The organism is Photobacterium sp. R1, from assembly GCF_054600795.1.
Genome location: NZ_BAAHZP010000017.1, coordinates 79500 through 88511 on the forward strand (window position 1 = coordinate 79500; position 9012 = coordinate 88511).

The window sequence follows — 9012 nt, forward strand, 5'->3', positions numbered from 1 at the left end:
TCTTATCGTTTTCTGTTGGATGGCGATAAACACCGCCATCCATGACCTGAAAAGAGATTATCATGGTCAAAGAATCCGACAAGCGGAAAGTCCATCAATGATGGGGATACACAGTAATGAATCAAGAATCAGGTGACTTCTGCAGCAATAAAGCAGTTTCTCCCATGTTCTTTTGCCTGATAAAGCACTTTATCGACAATCTGGTAGATGTGCTCAGGCGTTTCCAGCCCGGTCGGGACCCATGAAACCATCCCCTGACTGACGGTGACAATATGCGATGTCGTCGATTGAGTATGAGGAATTTCCAGTCGTTCAATGCACTTTTTCAGACGCTGACACTCTTTGATGGCTTTTTGTTTATCGCATTGACTCAGCAAGACCACAAACTCTTCACCGCCATATCGGGCCACCAGTTCTCCCGCCCGGCTGAAGTTATCTTTCAACTCTTTCGCCACCATTTGCAGGCAGCGATCTCCTTCCAAATGCCCATAATGATCGTTGTAAGGCTTAAAGTGATCAACGTCGATCATTATCACAGTCAGCGGATTTCCGCTGCGCCCATGAATTGATATGAATTCGGCAAGTTTGATATCCAGATAACGCCGGTTTGCAATTTTAGTCAGCCCATCCTCATTCACTTGCTCCGACAACTTTTCGTTTGCAAATCTGAGCTGTTCAGAGGTGGCTTTCAATTGATGACGCATATTGGCAATACGCTGCATGGCTTTGAGCTTGGAGACCAGTACAATCTTATCAACCGGCTTTACCAGGTAATCATCCCCGCCCATATCAATGGCCTTCGCAATCATTTCCGGTTCATCGTGACCACTGAGAAAAATGATCGGAACCCATTCTGAATGCTGACGACGCAGTTGCCGTACCACTTCGACACCATCCATCTCCGGCATGCTGATATCCATTAAAACCAGATCAGGTTCAAAATTCGGATATCGAATAATCGCTTCTTCTCCCGAACCCACAGCTTCTACATGATGACCCAGGCGCTGTAATCTCACTGCTAATTGTAATCTTTCTACATGCACATCATCGACGAGCAATATTCGCATTGCATCCATTCAGGCATCCCGCTGTTCTGTTAGGTATTCGTTAACAACATTTATAGCACAGAGTGAATATCAAAGTGTCGCCCGTTACTCCGTCCAGTTCACAACCTCTGCATTCAACCTCGCGATTTTGAAAGCAATTTTCAGCCCCTAATTTCAGCTCTTTCAATCTCTCTGAAGAACCTTAATCTCAAAGAGAGAAAGTCATCTATATTGACTTTTAGTGCTATGTCATTAGCATTCGCCTCCTTTATTCAAAACACCCTTAGGAATTTGTATGTCTGAGATTGATAAACAAGACCTCGATCAGGTCGAAAATGTTGAGTACACGCTGGACGATTGCTCACCTGAATTGCGCCAGGTCGTAGAATTTGAGCAGGTACCGGAAGAGCTGTTAAACATGCTGGTCAATGTGTATAAGGTCTCAGAACCGACTTCCCGGGAAGCCTGGGATGAACTGCCGGCCAGTGCTCAGAACGTACTGGATAATTTCGAACAATTTCATGCGCTGGTTGCACTCAGTCAAAGCTATGCTGGCGTCGACTTCCTGGGCGAAATGCAGGATGCTCAACTGCCAGAGCAGATGAGCGAAGAAGAACAAAGCGAATACAAAGCTGTTCTTTTAGACAAAGTACTGCGTAATTGCGTTAAAGATCTGTGTAAACAACTGAAACAGGCTCGTCGTCACCCGCCGATGAAAAAAGAGTTCCAGTCGATTTTCAATCAGTAATCTTTCAGGGAGCACTCAGCTCCCTGTTTTTTAGTGCTCATCTGACTGCCAGCTGAACCGCCCTCCAGTTAATTGAACATCGTTTAAAACAGCTTGAGATCACCTTGCGATTACTTATACTTAACGCTTTTCAGGCAGACTTTGATAGACTCATGACCCTTCATTTTTCCAAACTGACTAAACGTCCAGTGCTGCTGTTTTTTGTGCTGGTCCTTTCAGGTTGTGCGACCTACGCCGGATTCAATCTCGATCAGCTCTACGGTCAGCCAGAACCCCAGAAAAGAATCCTGCCCGCAGAAGCCAGTCTGGCGCAACGGTACCTGAACGAAGTCAAGCCGCTTGTCGAAAACCGCTGTGTTGTCTGTCATGCCTGTTACGATGCTCCCTGCCAGTTAAAGATGTCCTCAGCAGAAGGGATTGACCGGGGCGCGAACAAAGAAAAAGTCTATCAGGGAACACGGCTGATCGCAGCCAATACGACCCGCATGTTTATTGATGCGCACAGTACGGATGAATGGCGTCAGAAAGGTTTCAATGCGGTCTTAAATGAGCGGATGCAAAGCCCGGAAACCAATACTCAGTTAAGTGTCATTGCCAGAATGCTGACCCTGAAACAGGCTCATCCGTTACCTGATGAAAAAGTATTGTCCGGCAACTGGGATTTCTCGCTGGACAGAAACCAGCAATGCCCGACGATTGAAGAAATGTCTGCCTTTGAGCAATCTTACCCGCTTTGGGGGATGCCTTACGGGCTGCCCAAATTGGCAGAAAATGAACACCAGCTTCTGATGGACTGGGTTGCTGCAGGCGCCCCCATGACTAGTCAAAATACAGTCTCACCGGAAGCCAGAGACGAAATAAACAAATGGGAAACATTCCTGAACCAGAATGATTTCAAACATCAGCTCACCGCCCGGTACCTGTTTGAGCACTGGTTTGTATCCCATCTCTACTTCTCTGGTGTTCAGTCATCAGATGGAAAGACAGCGTTTTTCCGCATTGTGCGTTCCCGCACAGCGCCGGGAGAACCGGTTGATCTGATCGCAACACGACGCCCGTTCGACGATCCGGGTGTATCACGGGTTTATTACCGTATTCTTCCGGTGCGCGAAACGATTGTCGATAAAACCCATATGCCGTTTGTACTGAATGACGAGCGTCTGGCCCGTTTAAACGAACATTTCATTCAACCTGAATACACTATCAGTGCCTTGCCGGGGTATACGCCTGAACTGGCTGCGAACCCATTACTGGCTTTTGAACAGCTTCCTGTCAGTGCCCGATACCGGTATATGATCGACAATTCCCAGCATACCATCATGGGTTTCATCAAAGGACCGGTCTGCCGTGGTCAGCTGGCACTGAATGTCATCAATGACAGATTCTGGGTCGTCTTTGTCGACCCGGATATGGCAGATATTCCTGAAGTGGCTGCCTTTTATGCCTCACAGGCAGATAGCCTGCGCTTGCCGGCTGAAAAAAACAGTACTGCCCTGCCGTTACACAACTGGGTCACCTACTCCAAACAGCAAGGCCGTTTCCTGCGCGCGAAAAATGAATTCATGAACCGGACCTTCAAGAATGGTGAGCATCTGACCACTGACTTAATTTGGGATGGTGACGGTTTTAACGATAATGCAGCCCTGACGATCTTCCGTCACTTTGACAGCGCAACTGTGGTGAAAGGTTTAGTGGGCACTCCTCCGAAAACAGCTTGGGTTCTCGATTATTCACTCATTGAGCGAATTCACTATCTTCTTGTCGCAGGATTTGATGTTTACGGAAACTTTGGTCATCAGCTGCTAACCCGCATGTACATGGACTTCCTGCGGATGGAAGGTGAATCTAACTTCCTGTCGCTGTTGCCACCCAACACACGACACGCCGAACTGGCCGACTGGTATCAGGATGCCAATCAGCCGCTGCAGAACTTCCTGCAGGGTGATATCAATGATTTCTCTCAGCCATCGGGGATCCGTTATCAGACAGATCATCCGAAAGCGGAACTGATGCAGATGCTGAAGAAGAAGTTGGCCGGTGTTGATCAGGATAAGACACGATATGCGCTGGACAACCTGAAACTAAGCAAAGACAGTATCAACCAGCTTCGTGCGCTCGCCCGTATTCAGGGCCGCCAGGCAACCTTATATCCTGAACTGACGTTCATCATGATTGAACCGAATGACCCGAAAGTTCAGCCGCAACTACTGACACTAGCCCGTAACAGCGCGCATAAAAATATTTCCAGCCTGTTTGAGGAAGAAAAGAACCGGGAACCATCTCAGGATAACCTGACGCTGGTCCATGGCTTACTGGGCAGTTACCCGAGTGTTTTCTGGCAAATTCGGGAATCTGACCTGGCTGATGTCGTCAAACAGGCCAAGCGAATTTACAGCGAGGAAGATTACCAGGCCCTGCTGGATAAAGTCGCGGTTCGGAGAACAGACCCGAACTTTTGGGCATTCAGTGATCAGTTAAATCAGATTTACAGAATCAACCACCCTGTCGAATCCGGCCTGCTGGATTACAACAGGCTGGAAAACCGCTAAATCAAGACTGAAGTCAGCATAACCGGCCCGCGTGGCCGGTTTTTTCTTACTGGCGCCAGATGATACACTGGACCGCAAAGGGACACAGATCCCAACTGAAGCAATGTAACAGAGAGCACACATGCAAGGTACACTGAGCAAAATGCGTTCATCGCTTGGCGATGTTGTGAACTACCAACTTCTGGTCGGCGATGAAACCCTCGACCTGAATCCGCTGATCGGCAAGCCGCTCCGGCTGACTTTTACCGGCAATATTTACTGCGATGCCTGCGGTAAGAAAACGAAAAAAAGCTACTCACAAGGACACTGTTTTCCCTGTATGAAAAAACTGGCTCGTTGCGATATGTGCGTGATGAAGCCTGAAACCTGCCATTATGCGCAGGGCACCTGCCGGGAGCCTGAGTGGGGCGATACACATTGTATGGTGCCGCACTATGTCTACCTGTCGAACACATCTGGGCTGAAAGTCGGAATTACCCGGCACACTCAAATCCCGACCCGCTGGATTGATCAGGGGGCAACACAGGCTTTACCGATACTGAGAGTTAAAAATCGCCACCTTTCCGGCTTAGTCGAAGTGGCTCTGGCAGAATTTATTGCGGACAAAACCAACTGGCGTGCAATGCTAAAAGGTGATTCAGACGCTCTCGATTTAAAAGCCGAAGCCCACCATCTGCTTCCGGCAATCGAATCCAGACTTCAGGATCTGCTTTTACAGTTTGGCGTCGATGCCATTGAACGACTGGATGAAGAAATCGTACAGATTGCCTACCCGGTCAGTCAGTATCCAACCAAAATCACTTCACACAATTTTGATAAGGAAGCCGTCGTTGAAGGGGTTCTTCTGGGTATCAAAGGGCAATATCTGATTTTCGATACTGGTGTGATAAACATTCGAAAATTCACCAGCTACGAAGTAACGGTACAAACACCTTAAATCATTGAAAAAATCAGGCCGCATCCTGGTGCGGCCTGATTATCGACGAATATTGAAGGCGATTACTTCATCAGATCAGTTCATTTTCGTCTTTGGCTGAACGTACTTTCTGGACGTATCAACAACAGCAACGTCCCGAATAAAATCTGCACCCAACCGGACATCCTGACCCTCCACAAGCACAAAGTCAGTCATCTCATTCAGTTCCCCCAGGACAGTCCTCACCTGGATGACAGCAAGCTCCTGTTCATCACTTTCCTGCCAGCGATCAACCGGCATTTCCAGTGCCTTCCCCAAAACTTTAAACTTGACCCACGGGCGTCCGTCACGTTCGAAAGGCACTATGGCATTGACACCTAAAGTCGAGACCGATTGTGTCTGAACAACATGAGCACGTACAAATTGCTTCGCCGGGTTAAACCACACCCACTCCTGATGCCCCAGGATCAATTTGCCGTCTTTGGTTTTTGTCACGGGTTTTGCTGGCTCAGGCTGCACCAAAGTGGCTTTCGCTGACTTTCCCGCCTGCACTGCCGATGTTTTCACGGACTGAGTGGCCCTCTGAGCCGCAGGCAAAGTTTCTGACTGGAGACTTGCCTGCCCGACCCGAACCGGTTCAGGCGACTTGGACACTTCCGACGTCGTTGTCCGGGTCATTTTTGTCGACACACAGCCGGAAAAGAGACTGACAAAAAGCAATGGAAACAACTTCTTCATACTGACTTCACCACAAACTCAAATTGTGCGGACACTTGAACATCTCAAAATTCACGATCAGAACATATCAGGAACGCGACCGGCGCGCTGAGACACGCTGATACTGACGCATTTTATGAAGCAAATGCTGTTCATCATACCACCCGATATTAGAAGCGTGCTTTGCATCATCCCACAAACTCAGATACCAGCGACGGACTTCGTATCCTTCAGCCAGCGGAGACTTTTCAGCATAACGTGTAATCAGATCCAACTCTGGCCGGATATCATTTAAGTGGAATAAATCAAATTCCCGGTGTTTAACACCCGCATCCGCGGGATCCAATACAACCACCACTTTGTATGTGTCCGGGTCGAACAGAACATTCCCTAAATGGCAGTCATCATGCACAAAAGAAGGTTCAGTATTGATCGGCGCCAGCAGTGCATGCCGCTCCTCCCACATTCGTTCATAGTTTTTCTTTAATTCGGTCGAAAACGGGGAAGCACTGCTTGTTAAATATCTCAGAACCGGTGTCATCCATTCATCAAATGCAGGAATTAAGTGAGAGGTATATTTATTTTCTATGATTTCAAATCCATTGTGCTGCGGCTGCTCATGCATTTGAATCAATAAATCAGTGAAGTGTTCTGAAAACACATGGATTGCATTCTGTTCTTTGGGTAACTCATGTGCCGGTATACCCTCAACCCATTCCATGACAATATATTCGCACCCCTCTTCATAGCCAAAAAATAAGACTTCCGGCACTTTACAGTCTATATATGTGTCCAGCCGCTTTAATGCATGAATTTCCTTACTTAATCTGCCAACCTGACGACAAAACTTGATGACTGCACGCTGCTTACCAGAAGATAAGAACGCAACCCAACCATAAAATGTTGTCTGTAAGTTGCAAAAATCGGGAGGCCCTGCAAACAGGGTTCGAAATGCCTTGATGGCAATTCGGTTCAGATGATGCTCTTGCATAGATATCCTTTTCTATCGCCGTGAACAACCACAGCAAAAAAGCAAACTCTTTATAATATTGTCAATAATATTGAGGTGAAGCTGAGTGATTCTGTGACAAAGTCAGGTCCATTCTCAACCACAAAGCTTCACTTCGCGATATAACCCTCAAAACAAAAAAGGTGCCTGTCTTCATTTTAAGCACCTCTTCCTTTTTACATTTTATCGATAGCAATTCCCAGACATTCGGATAATTCTTTGAGCTGTTCGCTGTTATCTAAATGAATAGACCACTGAACGCCACTTCCGGTCGCGATGATTAACTGCGGCTGCTGAATTAACCGGACATCTTCTGCACTGGCCTGCAGGGTAACCCGGGCGCTTCCGTCAAGCCGAATGACCAGTTCGTGATGATTCGCGATGATTCTTCCCTGGCTGAAAGTCAGATTCATGAGCGCTCCGTTTTCTTGTCGCGAAGAACAGCCATCGTCAGACGACTGGTACAGACCAAATTGCCCCGTTCATCTGTAATCGTGATTTGCCAGACCTGAGTCGTTGCCCCCAGGTGAATCGGCTCCGCTTTACCTGTCACGAAACCAGTGCGAACAACCCGGATATGATTGGCGTTGATATCCAGACCAACACAATATTTATCCTCACTGACACACATATTGGCCGCAATAGATCCAAGGGTTTCGGCCAGGACAACTGAAGCACCACCGTGCAACATTCCAAAAGGCTGGTGAGTTCTTGCATCTACTGGCATGATAGCCGTTAAGCTATTGTCATCAAAGGCACAATACTCAATGCCGATATGTTCAACCAGGGTGTTTTTAGACGTTTGATTTAAATCATTCAGGTCAAATTTCTTTTGCCAAATCGACATTGACGTTCCTTACAATCATTTTCGACGCCTCAGCATAGCATCTCTGAATTTGGCTGATAAGCGGCGAATCACATGACATATACTCATAAGACAAAGGAGTGAGCGCTATGAGATTGTTCCATTCACTTCGCCTGACGAGCATGCTGGCAAGTGCACTTTTTATCTCCGCCTGCAGTAACTCACCAACTGGCAGGCAACAGGTATTGCTGTTTTCTGAACAGGACATGTCCCAGCTCGGTGTCCAATCCTTCGAGCAAATGAAAGAGAAGGAAAAAATTAGCACAGATCCTAAAATCAACAGTTACGTCCAGTGCGTGACCCGGGCACTCACCACGCAGTTAGGCAGCCAACCCAATCGTCCGGGCTGGGAAGTCGTGGTTTTTGACAGCGATCAGATCAATGCCTTTGCCCTTCCCGGAGGTAAAATCGGGGTTTATACAGGACTACTCGGTGTAGCGACCAATCAGGATCAGCTGGCTGCAGTCATTGGACATGAAATTGGGCATGTTCTGGCAAAACACAGTAACGAGCGGCTGTCACGCACCCAACTCGCCAACCTTGGCTTACAACTCTCCAGCGTCGCGTTAGGTGGAACCGAATATCAGGAAATGGCCATGGCAGGTCTGGGGCTGGGGGTTCAGTACGGTATCCTGATGCCGTATGGCCGGGCTCAGGAATCAGAATCAGATATTATCGGGCTTCGGATGATGTCACAGGCCGGTTTCGACCCGAACCAGAGTATCGCGCTCTGGCAAAATATGAATAAAGCAAGCGGCGGTTCACAGCCACCGGAGATTTTATCAACCCACCCTTCACACGCCACCCGAATTGATGACCTGAAGGCAGAAATCAAACGCTTACCGCCTTCGGTTGCAAAACGCCCTCAGTGCACCGCCCCGTAGTACTTACAAAAAAGTTAAGGCATCTTTCTCATCGGATGCCTTGATTTTACAGACGGTTCGAAACAACTTTCACTCACATATATTACAGTGTCAGCCAGGCATCTGAAGCAGCCCAACCCGTTCCCGGAGCATAAGCACCACCGAAATTACACCACTGACTGTTCGGAAATGGCCTGCACTGATAGCGTTTCCCATCCGTTGGGCGTTGTTGCCTAAATCAGTTGAACCTTTTCCAAGTCCTGCGATCTGATCCCTTGTGATGGTAAGTGCGGTGGTAA

Annotated in this window: 10 protein-coding genes; 4 read left to right on the forward strand and 6 right to left on the reverse strand. The window is 47.8% G+C overall.

All coding sequences use genetic code 11. The annotated features are described in order from the left end of the window. Positions 1-128 precede the first annotated feature (128 nt). Positions 129-1076, reverse strand: a complete 948-nt coding sequence (locus ACYP03_RS21075) for a diguanylate cyclase domain-containing protein (RefSeq protein ID WP_248142212.1) — start codon at positions 1074-1076, stop codon at positions 129-131. 265 nt (positions 1077-1341) lie between these two features. On the opposite strand from ACYP03_RS21075, the gene ACYP03_RS21080 reads away from it, so the two are divergent. The 3 genes from ACYP03_RS21080 to ACYP03_RS21090 all read left to right on the forward strand — a co-directional run bounded on the left by ACYP03_RS21080 (position 1342) and on the right by ACYP03_RS21090 (position 5280). Then, the gene (locus ACYP03_RS21080; RefSeq protein WP_248142211.1) at positions 1342-1794 is read left to right on the forward strand and encodes a DUF3069 domain-containing protein; all 453 of its coding nucleotides are present in this window, start codon (positions 1342-1344) and stop codon (positions 1792-1794) included. Positions 1795-1946: 152 nt separating this feature from the next. Beyond that, a complete protein-coding gene (locus tag ACYP03_RS21085) occupies positions 1947-4343 on the forward strand; it encodes a fatty acid cis/trans isomerase (protein WP_459782014.1) in 2397 nt (798 codons plus the stop codon). 121 nt (positions 4344-4464) lie between these two features. Further along, positions 4465-5280 (forward strand): DUF2797 domain-containing protein, encoded by an 816-nt coding sequence (locus tag ACYP03_RS21090; RefSeq protein WP_248142209.1) that lies wholly within the window; start codon positions 4465-4467, stop codon positions 5278-5280. 75 nt (positions 5281-5355) lie between these two features. Here the strand turns inward: ACYP03_RS21090 and ACYP03_RS21095 are convergent, their stop codons facing one another. From ACYP03_RS21095 to ACYP03_RS21110, 4 genes are all read right to left on the reverse strand, one after another. After that, positions 5356-5997, reverse strand: coding sequence for a putative ATP-dependent zinc protease (locus ACYP03_RS21095; protein WP_459782015.1), 642 nt, complete (start codon positions 5995-5997; stop codon positions 5356-5358). 67 nt (positions 5998-6064) lie between these two features. Next, positions 6065-6967, reverse strand: coding sequence for a phosphotransferase (locus ACYP03_RS21100; protein ID WP_459782016.1), 903 nt, complete (start codon positions 6965-6967; stop codon positions 6065-6067). 194 nt (positions 6968-7161) lie between these two features. Continuing rightward, on the reverse strand, positions 7162-7398 hold the full coding sequence (locus ACYP03_RS21105) for a DUF3389 domain-containing protein (RefSeq protein ID WP_248142206.1): 237 nt from the start codon (positions 7396-7398) through the stop codon (positions 7162-7164). After that, positions 7395-7832, reverse strand: coding sequence for a hotdog fold thioesterase (locus ACYP03_RS21110; RefSeq protein WP_248142205.1), 438 nt, complete (start codon positions 7830-7832; stop codon positions 7395-7397). The genes ACYP03_RS21105 and ACYP03_RS21110 overlap by 4 nt, the downstream gene beginning before the upstream one ends. A 107-nt stretch (positions 7833-7939) precedes the next feature. Here ACYP03_RS21110 and ACYP03_RS21115 point away from each other — a divergent pair, with 107 nt between their 5' ends. After that, the gene (locus tag ACYP03_RS21115) at positions 7940-8734 is read left to right on the forward strand and encodes a M48 family metallopeptidase (protein ID WP_459782017.1); all 795 of its coding nucleotides are present in this window, start codon (positions 7940-7942) and stop codon (positions 8732-8734) included. Between the two features lie 90 nt (positions 8735-8824). On the opposite strand, the gene ACYP03_RS21120 is transcribed toward ACYP03_RS21115, so the two are convergent. Beyond that, positions 8825-9012, reverse strand: a 188-nt coding sequence (locus tag ACYP03_RS21120) for a hypothetical protein (protein WP_459782018.1), incomplete at its 5' end; no start/stop codon positions are given.

What these genes read in the sequence shown, in the direction of transcription:
- ACYP03_RS21085 (WP_459782014.1), top strand. Translation starts at nt 1,947, where the DNA reads ATGACCCTTCATTTTTCCAAACTGACTAAACGTCCAGTGCTGCTGTTT.
- ACYP03_RS21115 (WP_459782017.1), top strand. Translation starts at nt 7,940, where the DNA reads ATGAGATTGTTCCATTCACTTCGCCTGACGAGCATGCTGGCAAGTGCA.
- ACYP03_RS21075 (WP_248142212.1), bottom strand. Translation starts at nt 1,076, where the DNA reads ATGGATGCAATGCGAATATTGCTCGTCGATGATGTGCATGTAGAAAGA.
- ACYP03_RS21090 (WP_248142209.1), top strand. Translation starts at nt 4,465, where the DNA reads ATGCAAGGTACACTGAGCAAAATGCGTTCATCGCTTGGCGATGTTGTG.
- ACYP03_RS21100 (WP_459782016.1), bottom strand. Translation starts at nt 6,967, where the DNA reads ATGCAAGAGCATCATCTGAACCGAATTGCCATCAAGGCATTTCGAACC.
- ACYP03_RS21105 (WP_248142206.1), bottom strand. Translation starts at nt 7,398, where the DNA reads ATGAATCTGACTTTCAGCCAGGGAAGAATCATCGCGAATCATCACGAA.
- ACYP03_RS21080 (WP_248142211.1), top strand. Translation starts at nt 1,342, where the DNA reads ATGTCTGAGATTGATAAACAAGACCTCGATCAGGTCGAAAATGTTGAG.
- ACYP03_RS21110 (WP_248142205.1), bottom strand. Translation starts at nt 7,832, where the DNA reads ATGTCGATTTGGCAAAAGAAATTTGACCTGAATGATTTAAATCAAACG.
- ACYP03_RS21095 (WP_459782015.1), bottom strand. Translation starts at nt 5,997, where the DNA reads ATGAAGAAGTTGTTTCCATTGCTTTTTGTCAGTCTCTTTTCCGGCTGT.